A 26,110-nucleotide genomic window follows, 5' to 3' on the forward strand; every position below is an offset into this window, starting at 1 on the left:
CATGTTTACAGGGTTGATCCAGGGAATGGGCGCCGTTCTTGAGGTGCAACGCAGGGGCAACGAGTCCCGGCTTGATATCGAACCGCGCTTTGTCATGGAAAACATCACGCTTGGTGAGAGCATCGCCGTCAATGGCGCGTGCCTCACCGTGGAGAGCTTCTCAGGTAACCGTTTCCATGCCTATGCCTCGGCAGAAACCCTTGCGGCAACCAGCCTGGGCGACCTGCGCCGGGGCGACAGCGTGAATCTGGAACGTGCTCTTGCCCTGGGAGACCGTCTCGGGGGGCACATGGTCAGTGGCCATGTGGATTGCCTGGCAAGTGTAGCGAATATTTCTTCTGCCGGGGAATCAAGGGTTTTTCGCTTGAATTTTCCAGAATCCTTTGCGCCGCAAGTGGTTGCAAAGGGCTCCGTAGCGCTTGACGGTATCAGCTTGACTGTTAATAATTGCGGACAGGGATTTCTTGAGGTCAACATCATCCCGGCTACGCAACGCGAAACCACCATCCAGTTCTGGAAACCCGGTCGGGCCGTGAACATGGAGACTGACCTTATCGGCAAATACGTTCAGCGCATGCTCGCCGCCTGGAGTCTTGCCACACATCAGGAAAAAAAGGGCGACGCCACCTCTGGTCTGACCGAGGATTTTCTGCGCAAATACGGCTTCTAGCCAGATGCGCCGCTCTCTGTATAAAAACGGGGGCAGCGCCGATAACGCATCACAACCAGCGAGGATCCAATGCCCATCATCCCGGCCGAAGAGGCCATCGAGGAAATCCGTCAGGGACGGATGATTATCCTCGTGGACGACGAAGACCGCGAAAATGAAGGTGATCTGACCATCGCGGCTGAAAAAGTTACACCTGAAGTCATCAATTTCATGGCCAAGTATGGCCGTGGGCTGATTTGTCTAGCCTTGTCGCCCGAATGGGTGGATCGGCTCAGGCTGCCCATGATGTCTACAAATAACCAGTCCAAGTTCGGCACCGCCTTCACCGTGTCCATCGAGGCGCGCAACGGCGTGACCACGGGTATTTCCGCGGCCGATCGCGCAACGACCATCCTCACCGCGGTGAAGGATGACGTGAAGGCCGAAGACGTCGTCACCCCCGGACACATTTTCCCCCTGCGCGCCAAGGCAGGGGGCGTTCTCGTCCGCGCCGGGCAGACGGAAGGCAGTGTGGATCTTTCCAAGCTCGCTGGGCTCAAGTCCGCCGCCGTGATTTGCGAGATCATGAAGGATGACGGGTCCATGGCCCGTATGCCTGACCTGATCGAATTCGCAAAAGAACACGATATGAAGATCGCTACAATCCGCGACCTGATCCGCTATCGCATGCAGCATGGACAGATTTCCGTACAGCGCGTAGCCGAAGCCAAGGTGCCTTCTTGCTTTGGCGGTGAATTCCAGGCTGTGGCGTTTCAGAACGAGATCGATGACACCACGCACCTGGCCCTGGTCAAAGGGGAAATCAACCCTGACGAACCCGTGCTTGTGCGTGTGCACAGCGAATGTCTGACCGGTGACGTGCTCGGCTCCTTGCGCTGCGACTGTGGTGGACAGCTGCAAACCGCCATGCGCATGATCGGCAGTGAAGGCAGCGGTGTGGTGCTGTACATGCGGCAGGAAGGCCGCGGTATCGGCCTGGCCAACAAGCTCCGTGCATACGCCCTGCAGGAAAAAGGGCTGGACACGGTTGAAGCCAACGAAAAGCTTGGTTTCAAGGCAGACCTCCGGGATTATGGCATTGGCGCGCAGATTCTCATTTCCCTGGGAATCAAGAAGATGCGTCTGATGACGAATAACCCGAAAAAAATAGTCGGGCTCGAAGGCTATGGACTTGAAGTTGTGGAACGCGTGCCCATCGAGATGGACCCCTGTGAGGAAAATCTCTGCTATCTGCATACCAAGAAAGAAAAAATGGGGCACCTGCTGGAATTTCATAAGTCCGCTGAATAGCTCTGCGTGAATTTTCAAGGAGATTAAAAGATGCACAACATTAAGAAGATAGAAGGACGTCTGGACGCCCGCGACCTGCGTTTCGCCATCATCGCCAGCCGTTTCAATGACTTCATCGTTGACCGGCTGATCGGTGGTGCTGTCGACTACCTGACCCGCTCAGGTGCGGACCCGGATGACCTGACCATCATTCGCGTGCCCGGCGCTTTTGAGATGCCCCTTGTCACCAAACGGGTGGCAAAAAGCGGTGGCTATCATGGCATCATTTGCCTGGGCGCTGTCATCAGGGGCTCTACCCCCCATTTTGATTTTGTCGCTTCGGAGGCAACCAAGGGCTTGGCCAGTGTCTCTTTGGAGCACGATGTTCCCGTGGGCTTTGGCTTGCTGACCACCGACAACCTGGAACAGGCGGTGGAGCGTGCAGGCAGCAAGGCTGGCAACAAGGGTGTGGAGGCTGCTGCTGCCACACTGGAGACTATCAGAGTATTGGAGCTGATTCCTGGAAATGGCTAAGACTGAACGCCGCAGGGCCGCTCGCGAGCGCGCTTTTCAGGTCCTGTACGGCCTTTACTTCGAATCTGCAGACAGCGAACTGGAACTGGCAAGGGCATTCAGCCGTAGCCCGGACCAGGATATTCCTGTCGACTCCATTCAGGGCAAGGGCTTGCGCCGGCCTGAAGGTTTTGCCTGGGACCTTACTTTTGGGGTCTGGAAACAGCAGCAGGAGCTCGATGAGATAATCGTGCGTTTTTCGCAGAATTGGCGTATAGAGCGCATAGCAAAGACTGAATTGGCAATTTTGCGTCTGGCGCTATACGAAATGTTGCACCGGCCCGACATTCCTGTCAAAGTGGCTATCAATGAAGCCGTGGAACTGGCCAAACAGTTCGGCGACGAAAACACACGCAGCTTTGTGAACGGTATTCTGGATGCCGCTGCGAAGGCTATCGAAAATGGTGAAATTGGGGTTCATTAAGGATGCGGAACAGAGTCCGCCCGACTTTCACCGGGTATTCGTACGCCCGGCTGAAGGCCCCTTGCCTAAAGATGGCAGTGTAGTGACGACGGTTCATTCCTGGCCCGTGAAAGGGGGCGGTCAGCTTTTTGAGCTTGCTGTGGACGTGCCCCGTGGCGCAGAAAACATCAAGCAATGGGCGCCACCCATGGCCAAGGTGATATCCAACATGGGCTGGACCCAATGGTGGATTGACTCCTTTTCCCTTTCCATGGTCATCGACCGCTACATTACGGAAGCCTTGCGTCTCTGGGGGCTAGCTTTCTGGGGCAGCTACAGCCTGGAAAGCATTGTCCTTGTTCAGGTGGGATTGCAGCGCGAGGCTGTAAGCCAGAGCATTGCCGCCTGGCATGAAAAATACTCCCAGGTGCATTTTACCAGCGCCCACGACTACGACGCCATTGAGCGCGAGCAGGCGCAGCAGGTAAAATCCCGTACCGAAAAATTCAAGTCGTTTTTGAAGCCGAAATTCATTTCCGCCCGCAGAGCCTGAGACTCCGGGCGCAGGAGCATATTAGAGCCATGCAACGCTACGAACCGGAAATTGTTGAAACCACTTGGCAGGCGACTTGGGAAAAGGAAAACGCCTTTGCCTGCGAGGCTGATTCTTCCAAACCGAAATACTATGTGCTCGAGATGTTCCCCTACCCGTCAGGGCGCATCCACATGGGGCATGTGCGTAACTACTCCATAGGCGACGTGGTTGCCCGCTTCAAACGTATGCAGGGCGCCAATGTGTTGCACCCCATGGGCTGGGACGCCTTTGGCATGCCTGCGGAAAACGCGGCCATCAAGAATAACATCCACCCCGCCAAGTGGACCTACGAAAATATCGACTACATGCGCACCCAGCTGAAACGGCTGGGATATTCCTACGACTGGAGGCGCGAGGTCGCCACGTGCAGCCCGGACTACTACCGCTGGGAGCAGCAGTTCTTTCTGGATTTTTTCGAAAAGGGCCTGGTCTACCGTAAGCAGGCTCCCCAAAACTGGTGTCCGGAATGCCATACCGTCCTGGCCAACGAACAGGTCATTGACGGTCAATGCTGGCGTTGCGATTCCCAGGTGGTGCAAAAGGACCTCGCCCAATGGTTCCTGCGCATCACAGATTACGCCGACGAACTGCTTGAATGGCTGGAGAAGCTCGAAGGCGGCTGGCCCGAGCGCGTGCTGACCATGCAGCGCAACTGGATCGGCAAGAGCGTGGGCGCTCACATCCGTTTCCAGCTCGACGGCTTTGACGAAGCCATCACCGTCTTCACCACCCGCCAGGATACGGTCTTTGGCGCCACCTTTATGAGCCTGGCTCCAGAGCATCCCTTGGTTGAAAAGCTCATAGCCGGCAAGCCGGAAGAAGCTGCTGTTAGGGAGTTTGTGGACAGGGTCGCCGGGATGGACCGCAGCGTCCGGACGGCAGAAGACATGGAAAAAGAGGGCGTGTTCACCGGCGCCTACTGCATCAACCCCCTGACAGGGGCGAAGATGCCGATATGGGTGGGCAACTTCGTACTCATGGAGTACGGCACCGGCGCCGTCATGGCCGTCCCGGCGCACGATCAGCGCGATTTTGAATTTGCCCGCAAATATGACCTGCCCATCAAGATCGTTATTTCACCGAAAGATGCGGCGCTTGATCCCGCCACCATGGAAGAGGCCTATGCCGATGACGGCGTGATGGTCAATTCCGGACAGTTTGACGGATTGAGCGTGGCGGAAGGTAAGGAAAAGGTCGCCGATTATCTGCATGAGCAGAATCTTGGCGAGCGCGCAGTGAACTACCGCTTGCGTGACTGGAACATCTCGCGCCAGCGCTATTGGGGCGCCCCGATCCCCGTGTTGTATTGCGACGAATGCGGCGTGGTGCCGGAGAAGCGCGAGAACCTGCCCGTGGAACTGCCGCTGGATGTGAAGACAAGAGAGGACGGGCGTTCGCCATTGCCAGAAGCGGAAAGCTTTCTTGCTGCGCCGTGCCCCAAATGTGGCAAGCCGGCCCGCCGTGAGACCGACACCATGGACACTTTTGTGGAGTCCAGCTGGTATTTCATCCGCTACGCGTGCGCACACAGCCCCACCAGCGATCAGGCGCCGTTCGACCCCGAATCCGTAGAGTACTGGCTCCCCGTGGACCAGTACATCGGTGGCATTGAACACGCCATCTTGCACCTTTTGTATTCGCGCTTTTTCGTGAAGGTGCTGCGCGATCTGGGCTATGTGAAATTTGACGAGCCGTTCCACAACCTGCTCACCCAGGGCATGGTGCTCAAGGACGGGACCAAAATGTCCAAGTCCAAGGGCAACGTGGTGGACCCCAACGAGATGATCAAGCGCTACGGCGCTGACAGCGTACGTCTTTTCTGCCTGTTTGCAGCGCCACCTGAGCGAGATTTTGATTGGAGTGACCAGGGCATAGAGGGCGCCTCGCGCTTTTTGCACCGCCTCTGGCGGTTGGTGCAGGAGCTGCTGGAAGAGGTGCCGCGCATGACCCCTTGCTCTGCAACGGCTGCGGACGTCGAAGGCAACGAGCAGGCCAAGGGACTGCGCTACAAAGAGCACGCCACTGTCAAAAAGGTGGACAGCGACATCAACGGCAAATTCCAGTTCAATACCGCTATTGCCGCGGTGATGGAACTGGTCAACGCCATCAGCCAGGAGAAGGACGCCCTGCGTGGAAGCGAGGCGGGGCGCCGGGTTTTGAGCTCTGCTCTTTCCAGCGTGCTGGTGACCCTTTCTCCTGTAGCGCCGCATATTTGTGAAGAACTCTGGCGTCAAATGGGACATGAGACGTCCCTTGCCGCCACACCTTGGCCGGAATACAGTGAGGACGCCCTCACTCTGGATGAGGTGGAGGTTGTGATACAGGTCAATGGCAAGCTCCGCGGCCGGTTGAGCGTACCCGCGTCCGCCCAGGCCAAGGAAGTGGAGGAAACGGCTCTGGCACATGAAAACGTGCTCAAGCATCTGGAGGGCAAGACCGTGAAAAAGGTCGTCGTCATTCCCGGCAAGCTGGTGAATGTGGTGGCGGTATGATGACGTTTCCGCGTTTACCCTTCAGGCTGTCCGCCATCCTGTTGCTGTGTATTTTACTCGGCGGCTGCGGCTATGGTTTTACGCCTTCCGGTCCTACGGTGCTTGAACCGGAGGAAGGGCAGGGGGCCAAGAGTATTGCCATAGGCTCGGTGGAAAATCCGACGCTGCAAACCTGGATGGAGCCCGAGTTGCGTAATGTTTTACGTGACGAGCTCGCCAGTCGGAGTTCTGCGGTGTGGACCGATACCGACTCCGCGGACATGATTATGGATATCGTCATTGATCGCTACATCATTTCCGCCGCTGTGCAGGATAAAAGGGAAAAAACGCTGAAATTCGAGGTTGCCCTCACAATTAGCGCTGTGCTGAAGGACCGCAAAGAGGGAACGTTGATTTGGCAGTCCGGTCCGGTACGGCGAGTTGAATATTATTTGGACGACAACGACAAGGCTGCTGCCGAACATCGTGTCGTGGCCATGGCTGTTCGCGTGCTCGTGGACCGCATGAGCCATTCGTTCTAGGTTTTCACGTATAACGCGTTCCTGAGAGAGCCCTCCCACATGCGGGGGGCTTTCCAGGTTTTCCCTTACGTTTTGCGCCGCTGTCTTGGGGAAAACATGGAGGAACGCATTCATTCCCTTGGATACCCCACATGCCCCGCCCTGGTTTCACGTTTCTTGTCTGTCCTGATACCGAACTGGCCAAACGGCGGTTTGAATCGCTGCTGGCCGAGCATCCTCCTGCTGCCGGCGGTATGGGAAGCACTGGAAGCTGGGAGCGCAAGGTCTTTTGGGGTGACGAAGGACTGGGGGACGCTTTTTGGCAGGCGCTGACCCTCAATGACCTTTTCGGCAAGCCAAAGGCGCTTGTGGTGCGCAACGCGCAGAACCTGAAAAAAGAAGAATGGCAGCAGCTTTCCGGTCCTTTGTCGCGCTTCAACGAGCAGGCGTGGCCATTCTTTTTTCTCGAAGTTGCCTACGAACGCAAAAAATTCAAAGTGCCGGCAGAAATATCCAAGACCAAATTTTACACTTTTGCCCAAAAAAAAGGCTGGATATGGGAGTCGCAAGGCTTGGGAGAGCAGGGCGTGCGGCAGTGGCTGCAAAGCTGGGCAAAAGAGAAGGGCTTCAGTTTTCAGCGCGGCGCGCTTGAAATCCTGTGCGCCTCCATGCCTCCGGACGCCGCAGCCGTGGCGAGCGAACTGGAAAAACTTGAGCTTGCCCTGGAGCCGGGCGCTGCAATATCACCGGACATTGCCGGTTTGATCAGCTTCACCCCTGATATTGATATTTTCGCGTTTATAGACGCTTTGCAAAAGCCTGGCGGGGCGGGTACGGTTTGGAGCAAGGTGCTCGGGCAGCAGTTGGCCGGGAAGGGCTTTCTTTTTCAGTTCCTTTCGCTGCTGGTACGCGAGGCGCGTTTTCTCTGGCAGCTTGCCCACGGTGAGGAAGCCAAGGGTTTGCCCTTCTTCAAACAGAACGAACGGCAGCAACTTGCCCGCCAACTTGGGGGCAGGCGTATAGCACGTATCTGGGATGCAGCGCTTGAGGCGGAATTGCGGGTTAAAACCGGTGAAGCCGGGGAGGACCAGGCAATGGAACTGCTGATAGCGGAGCTTTCTGCCATTTTCAGACCTGAAGCTCCAGTGGCGGGGCAAGGCCAGCCAAGAAGGTACGGCCCTCCGCCGCGGCCAGGGAGAAGATAGTGTTTCGGGGATGCGGCTTGAACAAATCCAACGCAATACTGTTTCAGGGGCTTGCGAGCGCCCTTTGTGATTCTTACTATGGATGAACGTCCGCATTACCAAGGGCACCGGCAGCGGTTGCGGGAGCGTCTGAAGCGTGATTCCCGCTCTTTGGCCGATTACGAATTGTTGGAAATATTGCTGGGATTTGTACAGCTCCGCAAGGACACCAAACCGCTGGCCAAAAGATTGCTCGGACGGTTCAAAAGCTTGCGTGGCGTCTTTGCTGCGGAACACGGAGAGCTGGCGGATGTGGAAGAATTTGGTCCGGCCCTGGAGAGTTTTTGGATAGCCGTCAATGAACTTAAGGCCCGGATAGATGAGTCTCCCGTTCATTCCCGGGTCGTGTTTTCCAGCCCAAAGGTTGTTGCAGACGTGGCCCGGGCGAGATTGGGAGACAAGGTTTCGGAAGAGTTCTGGGTAGCCCTTGTGGATAACCGTAACCGGCTCATTGCCTGGGAGCAGCTCAGTAAGGGCACAGTCGATCAGGCCCCGGTGTATCCGCGAGAAGTGCTCTCTTTGGCGCTGCAGCGCAAGGCCAGTGGCATTGTGATGGTGCACAACCATCCAGGTGGTGACCCCCGGCCAAGCTCTGCAGACATTGAATTGACGCAGCGCATACACCGTGCGGCCACTGACCTGGGCGTCAGGGTGCTGGATCATTTGATAATCGCTGAAAGTGATTATTACAGTTTTCAGTCGCAAGGCATGATCTGAAAGTAGTGGCATGAACCACTGGTAAAGAGCTGCCGTGGTTACAGACGTTTAGCGGCCCGGATTTGCACAGGGCCCCACAGGATCATGCAATTGTGACAAGAAGCAGATGAGGAGGGCGCCATGCCGAAAAGCTTGCGATGTCTGGTAGACGGAAGGGTGCAGGGCGTTGCCTTTCGCGCCTGGACCAGGGAGCAGGCTGAAAGACTGGGAGTGGCCGGTTGGGTCCGCAATCTCCCGGACGGGCGCGTTGAAGCCTTGTTACAAGGCGAAGAAAATGTGGTAAACAAGATGCAAAGCCTGTTACAGGAAGGTTCTCCCTGGAGCCGCGTGAACGCTGTGGCGTGTTCATGGGTCGACGAAGAAAAGACCTACGGTGCTTTCAGCATCACCTGTTGACGGTTGCCAGGAACGGTGCGCTAACTTCAATGAGATGGTTGCCCCGACAAAACATTTGTTCGTAACAGCAGAGGGATTATACATCGATGACTGATGAGAAAAAAAAGGAAGTTCCCGAACAAGAGCCTCAGGAAAATCAGGAACACGCAACCGAGGTGGACGAACTGTTGCAGCAGGATGCTGACGGCGGTCCGGTGGCCACAGAAATTCCAAGCGAAGTTCCTGTACTGCCTGTGCGCGACATCGTGGTTTTCAATTATATGATTCTGCCCCTCTTTGTGGGGCGAGACAAGTCCGTTGAGGCCGTGAATGCGGCCTTGCAGGGCAGCCGCTACCTGATGGTGCTGACCCAGAAGGACGAGACCGTGGACGATCCGACCCCGGACGACCTTTACCGCATGGGCACTGTCTGCATGATCATGCGTATGCTGAAAATGCCCGATGGCAGGCTGAAGGTGCTGGTACAGGGCGTTACCCGTGCGCGGGTGGACGAATTTACCAGTGAGTCTCCCTATCTGCATGCCAACATAGAGATAGTGGAGGAACCCCAGACCGGCGAGCCTACACTGGAGCAGGAAGCCATGATGCGCGCTGCCCGCGAGCAGAGCGAGCGTATACTTTCCTTGCGCGGCGTGTCTTCCCCCGACATTATGGCGGTGCTCAACGGTGTGGATGAGATGGGGCGTCTGGCCGATCTCATTGCCTCGAACCTGCGCATCAAGGTGGGCGACGCCCAGAAAATTCTGGAGAGCGTGAACCCCATTGAACGATTGTCTCTGGTCAATGAGCAGTTGGTCAAGGAGGTCGAGGTTGCTTCCATGCAGGCCAAGATTCAGAACATGGCCAAAGAGGGCATGGATAAGGCGCAGAAGGATTTTTATCTGCGCGAGCAGATGAAGGCCATCCGCAAGGAACTGGGCGAGTTTGGTGAGGAGAATGAAGAGTTTGACGAACTTGCTGAAGCCATGGAAAAGGCCGGTCTGCCCAAGGAAGTGAAAAAAGAGGCCGACAAGCAGTTCAAGCGGCTTGTGACCATGCACCCCGAGTCTTCGGAAGCCACGGTTGTGCGCACGTACCTGGACTGGCTGGTTGAATTGCCCTGGAAGAAAACCTCACGCGATCGTCTGGACATAAAAAAAGCGCGCGAGATTCTCGACGAAGACCATTTCGATCTTGAAAAGGTCAAGGAGCGTATTCTCGAATATTTGAGCGTGCGCAAGCTGAACCCGAAGATGAAAGGCCCCATCCTTTGTTTTGTGGGCCCTCCTGGTGTGGGTAAAACATCTCTTGGGCGTTCCATCGCCCGTGCTTTGGGGCGCAAATTCCACAGGATGTCCCTTGGCGGCATGCGCGATGAAGCCGAAATACGCGGCCACCGCAGGACCTATATCGGCGCAATGCCCGGCCGTATTGTCCAGGGCATCAAACAGGCTGGTACGCGGAACCCCGTGTTCATGCTGGATGAAATAGACAAGGTCGGCGCTGATTTTCGTGGCGATCCGTCCTCTGCATTGTTGGAGGTTCTCGACCCCGAGCAGAACAACACCTTCAGCGACCATTACCTGAACGTGCCTTATGACCTTTCCAAGGTAATGTTCATTTGTACGGCCAACGTTCTGGATACCATCCCGCCAGCGCTTTTGGACCGCATGGAGACCATCCGTATCCCGGGGTATACCGAGCAGGAAAAGGTCAAAATTGCAAAGCGTTACCTGGTTCCTCGCCAGGTCAAGGAAAACGGCCTGGATACCAAGGAAGTGGATATTCCGGACACCGTTCTTTCCAAGGTTATTCGGGAGTACACCCGCGAAGCCGGATTGCGTAACCTGGAGCGCGAGATAAGCAGGGTCTGCCGTAAGCTTGCCCGCCGCAAGGCAGAAGGGGAAAAAGGGCCTTTCAAGGTGACTGCAAAGTCCTTGAACAAGCTGCTGGGCCCTCCGTACTTTCTGGAAGACGAACGGGAAAAGGAACTGCCCCCAGGTGTGGCAGTGGGCTTGGCCTGGACTGCGCATGGCGGTGAGATTCTGCATATTGAAGCCAGCATCATGCCCGGCAAGGGCAAGCTGACCCTGACAGGGAAACTGGGCGATGTGATGAAGGAAAGCGCTCAGGCTGCCTTGAGTTATGCGCGCTCTCGTGCTGGGCGTTTGGATATCGATCCGGATTTCCTGGAGAAACGCGACATCCACATTCATGTGCCCTCCGGTGCAACGCCCAAGGATGGACCGTCTGCAGGCATTACCCTTGTCACGGCGCTGGTGTCAGCCCTCACCAACAAGCCTGTGAAGGCCGACCTGGCCATGACTGGCGAGATCACCCTCAGGGGGCGTGTGCTTCCTGTCGGCGGTATCAAGGAAAAGGTGCTGGCGGCCATGGCCAATGACAAGCGCGAGGTGGTCATACCCAAGCAGAACATGAAAGATATCGTTGATATCCCTGCTGATCTGCGGCGGCGGATCAAGGTGCACACCATCGAGCATATCGACGAGATCTGGAATCTTTGCTGGTAACCTACTGACGTCAATCAAGGCCTGGAGAGGTAATTCTCTCCGGGCCATATTCCAAAAGGCGGCAGATGATGCAGGACAAGGAGTTGTTGCAGCAACACCCCCTTTTTAAGAAGCTCTCCGGTCAGATCGTCTGGTACATGTTTGAGGAGCGTGATGTGCCTCCAGAAGACATTGACGCCTTTTTTACCCATCTTGAATCCTGCAGGGTGGAAACCCTGGACGTAATGCGACGCTTGTTGCGTCCCTCTAGCGATACGGGTGAGGTTTATCTCAGGGTGGAGGTCGTCCAAGGCAAGGAAGCGCCCCCCCCGTGCAGCCGCTGCAAGGTCATGGATGGTATAGTACTTTCTGCCAGTCACCCGAAGTTGATGGAGTACATGCCGCCCTATTCCGTGGGGTGCCGGGCTCGGGCCAGAATTATTGACGGCGAAAGGGCGCAGGCCATACTTGAACGCCAGGGGGATTCTTTGCCTGAACCTCCCGAGCATCAGTTGCACTGCCCGACGGAATGGATTTTCAGCCATAAGTGGGATGAGGAAGACTGATCTTTACGACGGCTCCCCACCTCGTGATGTTTATGACAGCCCGCCTGGTTTTCAGGCGGGCTTTTTTTTTGACGGAGGCTAGCGAGGGGGTCTACTCGAACACTTCAGCATACCAGACCAGAAGGGCCAGCAGGGTGAGCAGCAGCACCCATACGGAAACGGCCTGCCAGGTTGCCTTGCGTGCGCTTTTTTCTTCCCACCAGGTATTCGGCCGTACCCCTTTATAGAGAAACGTCAGCACGGCGCAGAGGTTGAGGCTTATCACGTTTGCAGCAAAGAGTGAGCCCGCGCCGATGGCCTCATGCATGTGCCCGGCTCCAAGGAACATGCCCGCTGCTACCAGAGAGGGCGCCAGAGCTACCGAAACCATGACGCCGACCACCGCGGTGGAAGACCCCATGGTGTAGCTGAGCGTGCCTGCAGCGCCTGCGGCAAGCGCGACAACAAGATCCAGGATGCCGACTGTGGCCCGGGAGGCAAGGGCAGGCGTTTCAGGATCAATGTTGAGCAGCAGACCCATGACCACAGCGACAACGCTGATACAGGCTATGCCTACCAGGCCGGAGAGGGATGCATGGCGAAAAAGGGGGCCGTCACTGAGCGTGGTGGAAAGCGCCAGGGCTATGAAGGGGCCCAGCATGGGCGCGATTACCATGGCGCCAATGATAACCACTTCGTTGTTTTGCTGCAGGCCGATTGCCGCCACCACTGCGGAAAGAACAGAGAGCAGCAGGTAATTGAGGGTTGGCTTTGCGCTGTCGTATAGATCGGAATAGATTTCTTCCCGGTGGATGCGCCGTTGCTGCTCCTTTTCCGCTTCCTTGTCACCCTCGTCATTGCCATTGTCGTCTTTTTCTTCCTCTTCTTTTACAAGGCGTGGGATGACGGCTTCTACAGCAGTGATAAGGATGCGCAATTCTTCCCAATTTCTGAAACGTTCCTCAATGTTGTCCGTGATGTTCTCGAGATCTTCGGTATCCTGGATGATGCGCACTGTTGCGATGTCGTTTTCTATGACAGCGCTCCAATGCAGGAGGTCTTCTGCATCGCTTTTCAATTCATCAAGCAGCGTCTCCAGCTTTTCTGCCGGAAGGAAAATCTCGATTTGACGAAGTGGCATGGCCCGACCCTTGGATTTTTACCGGACAGGCCGGCTGTTCTCATCGTATGAAAACGCCTGAAAGCTGCTCCATGAGGACATCGCTGTTTTGGAAAAGTTCGCCCAATTGGTCAGGTTGCAGGTCTATCCTGTTCCACGCTGCTGCTTCGAGTGAAGGCAGAACGCGCCCTTTGCCGTGTGAAATGGCCGATGCAATGCTCAGAATATCTGCGGCATGCACGATGCTTGCCCCAATTTCTCCAGTATCTGCAGGCATGTGGTGCTGGCCGATGCTTTCTTCCAACTGTGTGGGGAAGTTCCATTCGCGTACCAGCAACATGGCGATGCGGGCATGATCAAAGCCAATGACGGTGTTTTCAGATTCAAATTCAGGCACGCCGTTTTCTCTGGAATAGACCAGGGCCTGTGCGGAAGCGTAGGGCAGCTTTTTGTATAACAGCAGCTTGCCGATATCGTGCAGCAGGCCAGCAACAAAATGGCGCTCCTGGTTGGCCTTGTCGCATTGCCCGGCAATGAGTTTGGCGAAAATGGCGCAACGCAGGGAATGGTCCCAGAACGTACGCATGTCGATGAGCTCCGGGGGAATATCCTTGAACACGTTTATTGCGGAAATTCCCAGAGCCAGCGTGCTGAGTTCATTGCCACCGACAAGGGCAACGGCGCGGGGCAGCGAATCCACACGCGAAGGAAAACCGTAAAAAGGTGAGTTCACGAGCTTCAGAAGCTTTGCCGAAAGGCTGGGGTCACGGCTGACGACCTCGGCGATTTCCTTTGCCGAAGATGTGGGGGAGCGCAACACCGTGACGATTTGAAAATACACGTCCGGAAACGAGGCCAGCTGCACTTCGTGGAGCACCACATCTTCCGGTGTCCCCTGATCCTTCTGGAAAAGATCCCGCATTTTTTCAGCGTCAGCGTCTTCACGCCGTTTGGGAGGAGGGGTGAACCCCTTGTGCATGGAGGCTGCCGTCCGCAGCAGCGTTTGCCTGTAAAGCTCCTGAATAATCGGGTTGCCATGGTCTGCAAAAAGGAAAAGAGGGTGCACGTATGTCTGGCTGGCTTCCAAAAGCGCCAATTCCTCTTCCGTGCTCATGGGGGGCGATAGAGGTTTGGGGGTCTCTATCTGGACGGTCATGACGCCGCGGGTTTGCAGACTTTCTATGTTTTCCTGGCTCAGCGCCGTCCCGCGCTTGAGCAGCACACGACCGTCTGGTGTCTGAACATCGTTGGACAGGACCATACCTGTCTCAAGTTCTTCCAGCGGCAGGGTTTTCACAACTTGCCTCCATGAGGTTTCTTGTAGACGATAGCGCCTGGAAAGTACCTTGGAGTAAAGGCTTCGGATAAGGAATGCAGTGATTCGGAGTGGCCTATAAAAAGGTATCCCTCCGGCAAGAGACGGTCGAAAAAGGATTGGATCAGGCGCTTTTTCATGGCCGTGTCAAAATATATGATGACATTGCGGCAAAAAATTATGTCTGCTGGTTCAGTGCGGCGGAGTTGCGCATCGTCATTGAGGTTTATTTTCCCGAATTTGATACAGCGTCGCACTTCCGGTTTGATGATGAAACGGTCATCGCGTTTATCGAAATATTTTTTTATGATGGATTCCGGTGTGGTGCGTAGGGAGTATTCGGTATAGACGCCCTCTTTCGCAGCTTGCAGAACCGCGTCGGAAATATCGTGCGCTGCAATGGTGATGCGCCAGCGGGGAAACTCACTTTGCAGCAGTTCGTGCAGGATGATGGACAGGGTGTAGGGTTCCTCCCCCGTGGAACAACCGGCAGACCAAATGTGCAGCTTCTGGTCCTTGGCCTTGCGTTTCTTGTCAATCAGTTCCGGGAGAATGGTCTGCTCCAGAGCATCCAATTGAGCGGTATTGCGGTAGAAACTCGTTTCATTGGTGGTGACGAGTTCGAATAGCCGCCCCTCTTCCTTGTTACGTTGCGGGTCCTTTTTCAGGTAATTCAAATAATCTGAGAAGGATTCCAGATTCAAGTCCTTGAGCCGGGGACCAAGGCGGTTTTCCAGCAGGTATTTGCGTGTGGAAGGAATTGAAATTCCGCTACGGTCGTAAATGAAGTCCCGCAGCGCCTTGTATTCGTCGTCGGAGATACGGATATTGCGCCCCATTTTGATTCTGGATTCGGCCATGGTGGTCGACATCTTGTCCAGAAGCGCCTGCATCTCCTTGGCTCGTTCCTCCATGCTCTGGGGCAGGGAACGCGAGGGCGTCTTTTTTGAAGGCATGTGGTCTCACTTATTGTGGCCTGAAGATGCAGGCGAACAATCAGGCTTTTACAACGTCTGTTGTCAATTGTAATTAAACATTTATTGCAAGAAACGATCTGTTGTCAATGAAAGCGGAACGTTTCAAAAGGCAAGTTTGCAGTGCCATCCCATGGCAGACTCATGGAGTTCACCCGCTTTCCAAGGAGTATTGAGCGTCCTGGAGCAAAAAGGGGAAGCCATGCTGCATCCTGTTGCGTAATGATACGCCCCAGTTCGTGATACATTTCGCAGCGTCTGGTCTGGTCGGCGTATTTTGCTGCGCGCGCAACACGGGTGCGCATGGCGCCATTTCCATAGCGGATGGAGCGTGCGACAGTGGCGCGGGTGCTGAAGAACGGGTGAAAAAATGCATCGGCATCGTTGATGACAGCGCTCCATGCACCAACGTAGGCGTGCAATTCTCCCCGTGTCATGTGATCTTGGAACGTTGCCAATGACATGGGGACCAGCTCCACATTGATTCCTGCGCTTGCAGCGGATGCCTTGATGTGTTGTTCCAGGGATGTGAAGGGTTCTCCCCTGTCTGCTGCAACGGCCAGGCGCAGCGTAACGCCATCAGGATGGCCTGCCTGGGCAAGGAATTCTTTTGCAATTTCCTGATTTTGCGCTAGCTTGCCCGGCAAAAGGGAAAAACAGCGCGCCCCTGGTGGCAGCACCCCTTGGAGCAAGGCTGCTCCGGGGCCGCCCAGATCAAACATTGCACGCCGGTCTATGGCCAGTTGAAGAGCCTTGCGTGTGAGCAGGGAATCAAAGGGCGCAGCGGCATTGTTCACCGCCAGAAAGTACATGCTCGAACGGGGGGCGTTGAGCAAATGCAGTTGCTTATCTGCCTTTGCCAGGGGGGCTAGCTTCTGAGCGAGGGAGGGGTAGACAGCAGTATCAAGGTAGTCAATCTCGCCTTCTACAAAAAGCTCCAAACCCTTGTCTGCATCTGGCGTTATCTGAAGCGTTACCTCATTAGGCGCCAGGGAATTGCTGCCGGCATTTTTTTCGCGCACAAGCCATATTTTTTCTCCCTTTTCCCATGACTCCAAACGGTAGAGTCCACTGCCGCATGTTTTTTCTGGGGTGGCGCCGTATTCCTTGCCTTGCTGCTCCACAAAAGCGCGGCACACAATGGCTGCGCGTGGGTGGGCAAGGGCGGCGAGAAATCCCGCATAAGGCGTGTGCAGTGATATGCGTATTGTCCTGGCATTTATGATTTCCAGGCCGGAAACCTTTTCGGTGGCGCCCTCCAGATATTCACGCGCGCCTTGTATGAAAAGCATCAACCCCGAGCTGTCGTTCTCCAGGTTCGGTTGCAGCATGCGTTGCAAGCTGAAAACCACATCGTCCGCTGTCACCGGGGAACCATTTTGGAAGTGCGCCCCTTCTCGGAGGGTGAACACGTAGGCCTCGACTTCCCCCCTGGAATTTTCCTCTGCTGTCCAACTTTGGGCCAGCCCCGGGCGCAGTGTGCCTCCCCAATCACTGCCAGTCTGATTTGCAGGGCGCGGCGCATTTTCAACCAGGCGGGCGTAACAATGTTGCGCAAGCACAAGGTCCCCTTTTTCGCGCAAAGGGTCGGCGCTTTCAGGGGCAATTGCTATTGCAGCATGCAGAGGGGCAGCTTGCACAGCAGGGGGCGCCGTGGCTTGTCCCGCCGCCTTCTCGGATGAATCTGACGTTTCGGGGGCTGTATCATTGGTAGCGCCAGTGGAATCACTTGTGGGGAGCGCCGATTGCCCAGGCAAAGAGGGCAGAATTTCAGGGCCCAGTTCCTCAAGCATTTCTGCCCAGGTCTTGGGTTGCCAGTCGGTGGCGAGACGTTCTGCGGCGTCCTGCTCCACCTCCGGGAGTTCCGTAGCCAGAAGTTCAAGGTTCTGGCGCGCCTTTGCATACCCCTGTTTGGAGGCGCGAGAGAGCCAGGCATAGCTGCTGATACGCGAGCGCGGCGTGTCCTGCGCCTTGAGCAGCAGTCCCAGATTGTTCTGTGCGCCGGAATGCCCCTGTTCTGCTGCCAGGGTATACCAGCGGCGGGCGGAACCGGCGCTTTGGGGCAAAAACAGGCCGCGTTCGTAAAGCAGGCCGATAATATACTGGGCTCTTGGGTCGCCTTGCAGGGCAAAGGGGGCAATCAGTTCGTAGCCGGCTTTTGAATCGCCCCTTTCGAGTGCGGCAAGACCTTGGCGCAGCATGCTTGCCTGGAGTTCGGGCGATGCTGTTTGTGACTGCGGGGTGGTGGCTTCTTGCGCAGAAACCAAGTGCGGCAGGGCAAAGAATGCCAGCAATACAAAAAACAGGAGTCGCAAGGGAATGTCGTGTGAATGTGCAGTTGGCGATAGCATGGACAAATGATACGCCAAGCCCGTGACTATGGAAACCCCGAAGACATATTTCGGGGTGCGTACATCGTGGCGTTGCAATCCCTTCCTGATTGGGAGACCATATTTCATGCACTATCATGTGTGCCTTTTTGCCCCGGAAAATCAGCCCCATGCCATGTGCTTTGCCGAAGCTGCGTTGCTTTTGGAGCAAAGCCTGCGCTCTCTTGGCGTGGCATGCAGTTTTGGATGCAACAGCATCGAACCTGCAGCGGTGAACATTTTGCTGGGGTGCGCTTTCCTGGAGGATTTCTCCCCGCTGCAGGGCATTCGCTACATTCCATGGCAGCTTGAACAGCTTCATGAGAATGAGGGCTTTTTTTCCGAAGAAATGCTGGAACTGTTAGAAGGCGCTTACGCCGTGTGGGATTATTCTTTAGAAAATGTTTCCTTTTTGGATGGCAAAGGCATCGCGGCAAGACATCTGCCTCTGGGCTGGCATCCGGCTTTGGAGCGCATTCCGCAACTGCCGCCGGAAAAAAAGGATATCGACGTTCTCTTTTATGGGGCGCTTTCATCGCGCAGAAAAGAGGTGCTAAACGACCTGGCCGCAAGCGGTCTGAGGGTGCAGACCTTGTTTGGCGTGTACGGTAAGGAACGCGACACTGCCATAAGCAGGGCTGCCATTGTTTTAAATGTCCACCAGTTCTCCATGCAGGTTTTGGAGTCGGTGCGCATTTCCTATCTATTCAACAACGCCGTGTTTGTGTGCAGCGAGCAATGCGGCGCCTCCCCATATCCTGAAGCTCCTCTTTCCCAATGGCCGTATAAACGTCTGGCGGAAGGGTGCCGGCATATGCTGGCCAACAGGGAGGAGCGCGAGAGGTTGCGTCTGGAAGCCGCCCGTGCCTTTCGACGTCATTATCCAATGACGCGCATGTTGGCGAATGAGCTGGAATATCTCGAGGAGCGCTGACGCCATGGCCGAGGCCGTATCGCAAATACTCGCCAGGGCGGAAGCGGCGCATGAAAAGGGAGATTTTGTCTCCGCAGAAAAGCTCTACCTTGAACTGCTGACGCACCATCCCGACCATGCTCGCGCCCGGCTCTTGCTTGGCGCTCTGGCCCTGGAGACTGGGCGCGCCGAAGCTGCAGCAGCACTCATGCAGGAAGCGTTGCAACTGGACCCCACCTTGCCCCACGGTGAATATAATCTGGGGCTGGCGCTATTGGAGGCTGGACGCCCCGTCGCAGCGCAGGAAGCCTTTGTTCGCGCCATGGAGCAGGGCGATTCTGCTCCTGAAACCTGTATGGACCTTGGCAATGCTTTGTTACAGCAAGGGCGCCCCTTGGAGGCTGCACGGCTGTATCGCAAGGCGCGCAAACTGGCGCCCGAGAATCCCGTGATTGTCAGCGCAGCACTTATGGGGCAGCAATACCTGCCCGGACAGCACGAAAAAGAGCTGTTGCGGCTCCATCAAGAGCTGCTTGCCCCCTGGAATCAGGCCCAGGATGCCCCCCCTTCCTTTGAATACGCCAACGAGCCAGAAACGTTGCGCATCGGTTTGCTTTCGCCGGATTTGCGCAGCCACCCTGTCGGGTATTTCATGTTGCCTTGGGTGGAGGCGCACGACCCCCAGAGGCTGGAAATTTTTTGCTACGCTGACGGGGAAAAGGCGGCCAATGATGCTGTGACCCGCCGCCTGCGCAAAGGCGCCGATGCCTGGTGTGAAATTGCCGGAATGGATGACTCGGACCTCGCCCAACGCATCCGGAAAGATGGCGTGCATATCCTTCTAGATCTGGCTGGTCAGACAAAGGACAACCGCTTCGCCCTTTTTGCAGGGCGCGCCGCCCCTGTGCAGGTTTCATGGGCAGGGTATGTGGGGACAACAGGCCTGGAAACCATGGATTATCTGCTGACTGACAGGGTGCAGACGCCGCCCGAGAGCAGTCCCTTCTACTGCGAGGCCCTGGCCATGCTGCCGGAATGCTATGTGTCTTATGCTCCTCCTGAGCATCTGCCCCCTGTTGGAGAGTTGGCGGCCGCCAAGACCGGGCATGTGACCTTCGGCTGCCTGAACGGCATGCCCAAGCTGAACAGGGGGGTGCTTGCCCTCTGGGCCGAGGTGTTGCACGCCGTGCCCGGCAGCAGGTTGCTGCTGGCAAACCGTCATCTTGGGGAAGCGGCCTTGCGGGACAATATTTTCAAGGTCTTTCGCGAGCAGGTAATAGAGGCGCAGCGTTTGGAATTATTAGGAGGGCGTCCGAACAAGGCATTTCTGGAATTGTATCACCAGGTGGACGTGTCTCTGGATCCCTTTCCCTACAGCGGCGGCCTTACAACACTTGAATCCCTTGCCATGGGCGTGCCCGTCCTGGGGATGACAGGGAGCACGTTCGCCGGCCGGCACGCTGCAAGCCACCTTACGGCGGTGGGATTGGCAGACTGGTGTGTGGATACGCCCGAAAAATACCTGAAACGCGCGCAAGAAGTTTCCCGTGACCTTGAAGGTCTTTCAGTTGTGCACAGCACCTTGCGCGAACGGTTGTTGGCATCGCCGCTCTGCAACGGAGAGCGCTTTGCGCGCCACTTGGAGCATGCGTTCAAGACCATGTGGCGGCAACATGCGGGAGGGGGCAAAAAAGATTTTTCCGTGGCCCCTCTGCCAATGTAGGCGACTTGAGTGAAACTCTGGAAGTGTGCTATTTCTTTTAGATGGAAGAATACCGGCCGTGCATGGCGTTTTGATGTGCATCGGCTGCAACGAAGCGAGGCACTATTATGTATGAAAAAATGAATACGAACACGAAATTGATGGCAAAAAGCATCCCTCTGGCGCTGCTTTTTCTGTTGCTTATGACCGTTGCCTGTCAGCGGCCCAGACCGGTGCCGTTGGCCCCTGCGCCTGCGCCCAGTACCCAGTACCAGTATTCCGAGCAGTACGTTACCGCCTATCGATTGAACGTACGCAGCGGGCCATCTACCAAGGATCGCATCCTGGCAGTGCTCAAGCGTGGCGAGGCCGTGCAGGTCATGCAGCGCTCGGGCAACTGGCTGCAGGTCCGTCGCCCCCCTACGCAACAGTATGCGGACGGCTTTACACAGGGGTGGGTGTATGGCGCATATCTTACTGAATATCAGGATGTTATATCAAGACCGAATGACAATAAGGTGCACAACACACCCCCGCAAGGGTGGGACTACACGCACCAGCAGCCCCGCAGCATGCAGCAGAGCCCTGCACCGCAGCCCGTACCGCAGTCTTCTGGCTTTGGCGATGCCTTGTAGTCTCGCAATGTGGCAATAAATGGTCAGGGGCGGTTGGTCAGCCAGACGCCCCCGACTACCATCATGCCCCCTACAAGCAGTGACAGGTGGATGGGCTCGGCCAGCAGCAGAAAGCCGAGGATAACTGCGAATACAGGCACCAGATTGATGAAAATGCCGGCCCTGGAAGCGCCCAGGGATTGGATTGCAGCATAGTACCAGCAGTATGCCAGGCCGGTGGCGAGCACGCCCAGGTAGACGATGCACAGCCAATCGAGGGGGGTGGCCGCCATGGCCTCGTGCGTCAGACCAGACGCCAGGGCAGCGGGGAGCAGAAGCAGCGCCCCAAACACACATGACCATGTTACTGAATAGAGTGGCGAAAGCGTGCGCATGGTCGCCTTACCTCCCAGAGAGTAAGCCGTCCATGACGCCACGCAGCCAAGAATGTACAAGTCGCCCTTGCGAATCCCACCTCTTATGAGCTCCAGGGGGGAGCCGTCCGAGATGACCATGGCCACCCCGGCGAGTGAGAGCAACGTGCCTGCGATGCGCACTGCGCCGAAGGATTCTTTGTAAAAGATCGCTGAAACCGCGGCAATGCAGACGGGGATACAGGCCACGATGAGGGCGGCGCGGCCGGCCGTGATCGTTTCCAATCCATTGAAGAAAAAGAAGCTGTAAAGGAAAACCCCTGTGGCCCCCAGAAATAGAACCGAAGGTATCTGGCGCCAGGTGGGCAACACCAATTGACCTGTACGTTTCCAGGACAGGGCCAGCAAAAATCCCGAAGCAAACAGAAAACGCAGGAATGCAGCACTCATGGGGCTCATGCTCTGGGCCAGAATGCGCCCTGCCACCCAGGTGCCCCCCCATAACGCCATGCTTAATACAAGCAGAATGTATGTTTGCGATTTTGGGGGCGTTATTGAAATGGCTTTTTCTGGCATAGGCATTGGGCGTGTTCGATTCATGATGATTGTCAGGGTGTTCAGGCGTGGTACGCTGCTTCGCATTGCAATGCAATTGCATTTTATGTCAGCTGGTTACTATGATGTGTGGAAACGGGATGAATTCCTGGTTGGAATTATGATGCATCTGGCGTAAAAGCCTTGGCTTTCGTCTATAAAAATATAGGGAAATAAAGCCAAGGACGGTTCCATGATCATACTTGATAAACCTTATGTGTCTGATTTTTTGAAAGACTCCATCGTCAATTCAGAGGTTCCCGTGCTGGACAACGAGACCGCCCGCCAAGCCCTTGCAGGGCGTGCAGCCAGATTGGTCTCGGACAGCGAGTTCGTGCGCTTGGCCAAAGAGCAGGGGAGCATCCCGCGCATTTACGCAAACTCGGAAAATGCTATTGACTGGATTGACGCCAACCTTGGCTTCTGCTCCCTGCCGGATAAGATAGATGTGTTCAAAAACAAGCTCAGGATGCGCGAATTGCTGGCGGATCGGTATCCAAACTACCAATTCAGGGGCGCAAAGCTTGAGGCGTTGGCTGGTATCGATGCAGCTGAACTGCGTTTCCCCCTGGTTTTGAAGCCGGCTGTAGGGTTTTTCAGCCTGGGAGTACGGGTGGTGGAGCGCGCAGAAGACTGGAACGAGGCCGTATCGTCCGTGACAAAAGAGGCCGCTGACGCCCGCGCCATGTACCCGGCCCAGGTGCTCGACCTTGGAAATTTTCTCATAGAGGATTGTATCCAGGGCGAAGAGTTTGCCGTGGACGCATACTACGATGCCGACGGGAATGTTACCGTGTTGAATATCCTGGGGCATCTCTTTGCCTCGGCAAAGGACGTCAGCGACAGGGTCTATATGACATCGGCCAGCATCATCGAAAAATGGCGCGAGCCTTTTGCCTCTTTGCTGCAAACCATTGGAGAGCGCGCAGGGTTGCGCAATTTTCCCGTGCACGCAGAGTTGCGGGTCGATCCGGAGCGGGGCGTCATTCCCATTGAACTCAACCCCATGCGTTTTGCAGGATGGTGCTGCACGGATATTGCCTATCATGCCTATGGCATAGACCCCTACCAGTATTATCTCGAAGGGCGCGCCCCCCAGTGGGGTACAATTCTGGAGCAGCGCAAGGGCAAGGTCTGGGCGCTGGTTGTTGCGGATCTGCCTTCGGAACTGGACAGAAGCACCATCGAAAGTGTTGACTATGATGCCTTTCTGGCGCAATTCAACGAACCCCTGGAACTGCGCCCTGTGGATTATAAAAGCTACTGTGTCTTTGCTTTTCTTATTGCCGCCGCCCAGGAGGAAGACCTCTCCGACCTGCGCCGCATGCTGGGGCAGGACATGACCCGCTATCTGCGCTTTGCGTGACCTATCAGATTTATTTATCCCCCCGGCTAATTTTTATTGTCTGGGGGGATGCTTTTTTGTCCAAAATCATAGATAGTGTCTATTAAGTTTGAGGTTAGCCATAGAAATATTCAGGACATCTGGAGGTATGAAAATATGGCTGAAGAAACTCCTGTTGGCTGCTCGAGACCTACGGGCGGTGTTGTCGGGGAGCCAGAAGCTCCCGAGGCGGCAGAGCAGAAGCCTGAAGTTGTGCAAAGCAAAGGAGGCCAATCCATGGTCAGAATTGGAAAAAAAGCGCCTGATTTCGAGGCGCCGGCATTTTTCAACGGCAACTTCACTTCCGTGAAGCTTTCCGATCACCTGGGAAAATGGGTGGTGCTCTGCTTCTACCCCGGTGACTTCACTTTTGTCTGAGCTACCGAAGTCTCGGCGGTCGCCGAGAAGAATTCCGAATTCGAAAAGCTGGGCGTACAGGTGCTTTCCATGAGCACGGACAGCATGTTTGTGCATAAGATGTGGGTGGATGACGAGCTGTCCAAGATGGTCAGTGGCGGTAAGATTCCCTTCCCCATGCTCTCCGACGCCGGTGGCAAGGTCGGGCAGATTTATGGCGTGTATGACGAAGACGCTGGCGTTGACGTTCGCGGTCGTTTTCTCATCGACCCTGATGGCGTTGTCGTGGGCTTTGAAGTCCTGACACCCCCTGTGGGGCGCAATGTCAACGAAACCCTGCGCCAGATTCAGGCCTATCAGGTGGTGCGCAACAGCAAGGGCGGCGAAGCCACTCCTTCCGGCTGGCGGCCGGGCAAGCCCACCCTCAAGCCGGGCGTAGACCTGGTGGGTAAGGTTTGGGAAGCATGGAAAGTGGAGCAGGCCTTCGACTAAGACCTGTATTCTTTGAAAAGGGCCCACCCTTTGGGTGCTTTGCGACCTTTTTAAGGCAGCCCTGTAGAAGAGCAGTATAAAGACGCCCCCGCTTCGTATTTTTCGGAGCGGGGGTTTTTATTGGGTCATTGCTTGCGGGCCCGGGCCAACAAGCGGTGTTCGTTTCGGTAGAGAATGAGCCCATCCGCAACATACAGCGCGACAGCGCACCAGATGAAGAAAAAAGTTATGATGCGGGTCGTGCCAAATGGCTCGCCATAGACGATGGTGCCGAGCAGCAGCATCAGGGTTGGCGCCAGATATTGCAGGATGCCCATTGTCGCCAGTCGCAGCCTGCGCACGGCATAGGCAAAGCAGAGCAGGGGCAATGCCGTTACAGCTCCGGAACACATGAGCAGAGGGATCTTCCAACCGCTCAGTATGTGGAAGGCTCCGCTGCCGGCAGCCTCTTGCATGATGATGTAGGCGCCGGCCAGAAAGCTGAGTAGAAATGTCTCCACAAAGAGCCCGGGAATAGGGGCCACGCGAGCAACCTTGCGCACCAGCCCGTAGAATCCAAAACTAAAAGCCAGGGTCAGAGCAATCCACGGAGGGGCGCCGTAACTCGCCACACTGATGGCCACCCCCACTGCAGCAAGAAAGATGGCAAGGTTTTGCAGCCGATTCAGCTTGTCCCGAAAAAAGAGGAAGCCAAGCAAAACATTGACAAGCGGGTTGATGTAATAGCCAAGACTGCCCTCAACCACATGCCCGTTATTCACGGCCCAGACATAGACGAACCAGTTCACCGCCACAAGAGAAGCACTGCAAACAAGCAGGCCAAGGGTGCGCCATTGCCCCCAAAGGTTGAGCACCAGGCGCCAGTGGCGTTGCAGAGTCAGCCCGATTGCAAGAAAAACCATGCACCAGACAACCCGGTGGCAGATGAGTTCCAGTGGAGGAACGGCGAGCAGGGACTTCCAGTAGACGGGAAGCACCCCCCACATGAAATAGGCAGCTGCGCCGCTGATAAGGCCGGCAGTACGGATGGAGGCGTCATCGGATGAGACTGTAGGCATGGAAACAAGTATCTCTCTGGTTAAAATGAGGCTGCAAAGGAAGGCTTTGTAGCCCAGAGAGTCAGGAAAAGAAAGGTGCAGTCGTTGAAGGCCGGGTAAATATCACCCCTCGCAAGTTATGTGTTTGTCGATTGACAGGTGACTCCAGGGGAGGGTAAAGTTACTTGAATACATTGGCTGGTTGACCAACCAAGAGCAAGAAGACATTCCTGCCGGGAAGTAACGCAGGATGTCTGGCTGGATGACCAGGTGAGGAGACCCGGATGACGAGTCAAGACCGCATACTCCGTGCAGCCATAGAGCTTTTTGGCGAACGGGGCTACGAAGCTACCTCTTTGAAAGACATCGGCGCCACCGCAGGGCATGCTGCTGGCCTGATTACCCATCATTTCAAGACCAAAGCCGCGTTGTTCGTAACATGCGGTCTGGAGGTCCTGGATGAGTTCATAGAAGAACTGGAAAAGGGCATTCAAGGTCAAAATACTGGTATTGATGCAGCCACCGCTTATGCCCGTACATTCATGGCGTTTGCCATGGAACGGCGCAGCGCCTATCTGGTGCTGGTCAAACTTTCACCTTTTTCTGTCAGTAGGCCGGAGCTGACCAGTGAAGAGTTGGTCTGGAAGATGCGCGCAATGATGGGACTTTTGCGCAAGGCTCTGGAGCAAGGGATAGAAGACGGCAGCGTACAACCGCTTTCAGTCAATGGCGATGGCGTTCCTGTAGACCTCGATACATTCAACCTTGCAGTCTTTTCCACCATCATGGGGGCCACACGAACCCTGGTGGTTTCCCCTTTTGCACAGAAAAAGCAACAGCAGGCCACTCTGGCCATTCTCCGCAGATCACTGGCGTCGGCTTAACCACGCCGTAATCATATCTCCCTCCCCCCTAATGACCCGTTCTGGGTCTCCCAGTGGCAGCCCGGTATCCCCCCAAGGATACCGGGCA

24 protein-coding genes are annotated in these 26,110 nt (G+C 55.8%); 18 read left to right on the forward strand and 6 right to left on the reverse strand.

The features are described 5' to 3' along the window. Nucleotide 1 precedes the first annotated feature (1 nt). The 12 genes from ACZ5EH_RS13450 to ACZ5EH_RS13505 all read left to right on the forward strand — a co-directional run bounded on the left by ACZ5EH_RS13450 (nt 2) and on the right by ACZ5EH_RS13505 (nt 11,914). On the forward strand, nt 2-670 hold the full coding sequence (locus tag ACZ5EH_RS13450; protein WP_464274393.1) for a riboflavin synthase: 669 nt from the start codon (nt 2-4) through the stop codon (nt 668-670). Nucleotides 671-739: 69 nt separating this feature from the next. Continuing rightward, the gene (locus ACZ5EH_RS13455) at nt 740-1,960 is read left to right on the forward strand and encodes a bifunctional 3,4-dihydroxy-2-butanone-4-phosphate synthase/GTP cyclohydrolase II (RefSeq protein WP_464274394.1); all 1,221 of its coding nucleotides are present in this window, start codon (nt 740-742) and stop codon (nt 1,958-1,960) included. A 30-nt stretch (nt 1,961-1,990) separates the two neighbouring features. After that, nucleotides 1,991-2,473, forward strand: a complete 483-nt coding sequence (gene ribH, locus ACZ5EH_RS13460; RefSeq protein ID WP_464274395.1) for a 6,7-dimethyl-8-ribityllumazine synthase — start codon at nt 1,991-1,993, stop codon at nt 2,471-2,473. Continuing rightward, nucleotides 2,466-2,936 carry a transcription antitermination factor NusB gene (gene nusB / locus ACZ5EH_RS13465; protein WP_464274396.1) on the forward strand — a complete coding sequence of 157 codons (471 nt, stop codon included), beginning with the start codon at nt 2,466-2,468 and terminating at the stop codon, nt 2,934-2,936. Before ribH ends, nusB begins: the two co-directional genes overlap by 8 nt. Beyond that, entirely contained in the window at nt 2,914-3,468 is a 555-nt protein-coding gene (locus ACZ5EH_RS13470; RefSeq protein WP_464274397.1) for a hypothetical protein, read from the forward strand. Before nusB ends, ACZ5EH_RS13470 begins: the two co-directional genes overlap by 23 nt. 29 nt (nt 3,469-3,497) lie before the next feature. Beyond that, nucleotides 3,498-6,002: a leucine--tRNA ligase gene (gene leuS, locus ACZ5EH_RS13475; protein WP_464274398.1), complete on the forward strand. Its 2,505-nt coding sequence runs from the start codon at nt 3,498-3,500 to the stop codon at nt 6,000-6,002. Further along, nucleotides 5,999-6,523 (forward strand): LPS assembly lipoprotein LptE, encoded by a 525-nt coding sequence (gene lptE / locus ACZ5EH_RS13480; RefSeq protein WP_464274399.1) that lies wholly within the window; start codon nt 5,999-6,001, stop codon nt 6,521-6,523. The genes leuS and lptE overlap by 4 nt, the downstream gene beginning before the upstream one ends. Nucleotides 6,524-6,654: 131 nt before the next feature. Continuing rightward, entirely contained in the window at nt 6,655-7,707 is a 1,053-nt protein-coding gene (gene holA / locus ACZ5EH_RS13485; protein ID WP_464274400.1) for a DNA polymerase III subunit delta, read from the forward strand. A gap of 78 nt (nt 7,708-7,785) precedes the next feature. After that, entirely contained in the window at nt 7,786-8,463 is a 678-nt protein-coding gene (radC, locus tag ACZ5EH_RS13490; RefSeq protein WP_464274401.1) for a RadC family protein, read from the forward strand. 120 nt (nt 8,464-8,583) lie between these two features. After that, nucleotides 8,584-8,859, forward strand: a complete 276-nt coding sequence (locus ACZ5EH_RS13495; RefSeq protein ID WP_464274402.1) for an acylphosphatase — start codon at nt 8,584-8,586, stop codon at nt 8,857-8,859. 86 nt (nt 8,860-8,945) lie between these two features. Next, on the forward strand, nt 8,946-11,369 hold the full coding sequence (gene lon, locus ACZ5EH_RS13500) for an endopeptidase La (RefSeq protein WP_464274403.1): 2,424 nt from the start codon (nt 8,946-8,948) through the stop codon (nt 11,367-11,369). A gap of 65 nt (nt 11,370-11,434) precedes the next feature. After that, the gene (locus ACZ5EH_RS13505) at nt 11,435-11,914 is read left to right on the forward strand and encodes a hypothetical protein (RefSeq protein WP_464274404.1); all 480 of its coding nucleotides are present in this window, start codon (nt 11,435-11,437) and stop codon (nt 11,912-11,914) included. A 91-nt stretch (nt 11,915-12,005) separates the two neighbouring features. Here ACZ5EH_RS13505 and ACZ5EH_RS13510 read toward each other — a convergent pair whose 3' ends face one another. From ACZ5EH_RS13510 to ACZ5EH_RS13525, 4 genes are all read right to left on the reverse strand, one after another. Continuing rightward, nucleotides 12,006-13,034 (reverse strand): TIGR00341 family protein, encoded by a 1,029-nt coding sequence (locus ACZ5EH_RS13510; RefSeq protein WP_464274405.1) that lies wholly within the window; start codon nt 13,032-13,034, stop codon nt 12,006-12,008. A 40-nt stretch (nt 13,035-13,074) separates the two neighbouring features. After that, nucleotides 13,075-14,310 carry an HDOD domain-containing protein gene (locus ACZ5EH_RS13515; protein ID WP_464274406.1) on the reverse strand — a complete coding sequence of 412 codons (1,236 nt, stop codon included), beginning with the start codon at nt 14,308-14,310 and terminating at the stop codon, nt 13,075-13,077. Continuing rightward, the gene (locus tag ACZ5EH_RS13520) at nt 14,307-15,200 is read right to left on the reverse strand and encodes a CheR family methyltransferase (protein WP_464278302.1); all 894 of its coding nucleotides are present in this window, start codon (nt 15,198-15,200) and stop codon (nt 14,307-14,309) included. The genes ACZ5EH_RS13515 and ACZ5EH_RS13520 overlap by 4 nt, the downstream gene beginning before the upstream one ends. A 188-nt stretch (nt 15,201-15,388) precedes the next feature. Beyond that, a complete protein-coding gene (locus tag ACZ5EH_RS13525) occupies nt 15,389-17,761 on the reverse strand; it encodes an ABC transporter substrate-binding protein (RefSeq protein WP_464274407.1) in 2,373 nt (790 codons plus the stop codon). Here ACZ5EH_RS13525 and ACZ5EH_RS13530 point away from each other — a divergent pair. The 3 genes from ACZ5EH_RS13530 to ACZ5EH_RS13540 all read left to right on the forward strand — a co-directional run bounded on the left by ACZ5EH_RS13530 (nt 17,760) and on the right by ACZ5EH_RS13540 (nt 20,921). Beyond that, nucleotides 17,760-18,605: a hypothetical protein gene (locus ACZ5EH_RS13530; protein ID WP_464274408.1), complete on the forward strand. Its 846-nt coding sequence runs from the start codon at nt 17,760-17,762 to the stop codon at nt 18,603-18,605. The genes ACZ5EH_RS13525 and ACZ5EH_RS13530 overlap by 2 nt on opposite strands. A 4-nt stretch (nt 18,606-18,609) precedes the next feature. Continuing rightward, nucleotides 18,610-20,307, forward strand: coding sequence for an O-linked N-acetylglucosamine transferase, SPINDLY family protein (locus ACZ5EH_RS13535; RefSeq protein ID WP_464274409.1), 1,698 nt, complete (start codon nt 18,610-18,612; stop codon nt 20,305-20,307). Between the two features lie 119 nt (nt 20,308-20,426). After that, the gene (locus ACZ5EH_RS13540; RefSeq protein ID WP_464274410.1) at nt 20,427-20,921 is read left to right on the forward strand and encodes an SH3 domain-containing protein; all 495 of its coding nucleotides are present in this window, start codon (nt 20,427-20,429) and stop codon (nt 20,919-20,921) included. A gap of 23 nt (nt 20,922-20,944) precedes the next feature. Here the strand turns inward: ACZ5EH_RS13540 and ACZ5EH_RS13545 are convergent, their stop codons facing one another. After that, nucleotides 20,945-21,856, reverse strand: coding sequence for a DMT family transporter (locus ACZ5EH_RS13545; RefSeq protein ID WP_464274411.1), 912 nt, complete (start codon nt 21,854-21,856; stop codon nt 20,945-20,947). Nucleotides 21,857-22,061: 205 nt separating this feature from the next. Here ACZ5EH_RS13545 and ACZ5EH_RS13550 point away from each other — a divergent pair, with 205 nt between their 5' ends. Together ACZ5EH_RS13550 and prxU are read left to right on the forward strand one after the other, a co-directional pair. Further along, a complete protein-coding gene (locus ACZ5EH_RS13550; protein ID WP_464274412.1) occupies nt 22,062-23,234 on the forward strand; it encodes an ATP-grasp domain-containing protein in 1,173 nt (390 codons plus the stop codon). A gap of 135 nt (nt 23,235-23,369) precedes the next feature. After that, complete coding sequence (gene prxU, locus ACZ5EH_RS13555) at nt 23,370-24,101, forward strand: thioredoxin-dependent peroxiredoxin (RefSeq protein ID WP_464274413.1); 732 nt, start codon at nt 23,370-23,372, stop codon at nt 24,099-24,101. Between the two features lie 125 nt (nt 24,102-24,226). Here prxU and rarD read toward each other — a convergent pair whose 3' ends face one another. Beyond that, complete coding sequence (rarD, locus tag ACZ5EH_RS13560; RefSeq protein ID WP_464274414.1) at nt 24,227-25,159, reverse strand: EamA family transporter RarD; 933 nt, start codon at nt 25,157-25,159, stop codon at nt 24,227-24,229. A 263-nt stretch (nt 25,160-25,422) separates the two neighbouring features. Here rarD and ACZ5EH_RS13565 point away from each other — a divergent pair, with 263 nt between their 5' ends. Next, nucleotides 25,423-26,022, forward strand: coding sequence for a TetR/AcrR family transcriptional regulator (locus ACZ5EH_RS13565; RefSeq protein ID WP_464274415.1), 600 nt, complete (start codon nt 25,423-25,425; stop codon nt 26,020-26,022). Nucleotides 26,023-26,110 lie beyond the last annotated feature (88 nt).

The organism is Desulfovibrio biadhensis (assembly GCF_055388615.1).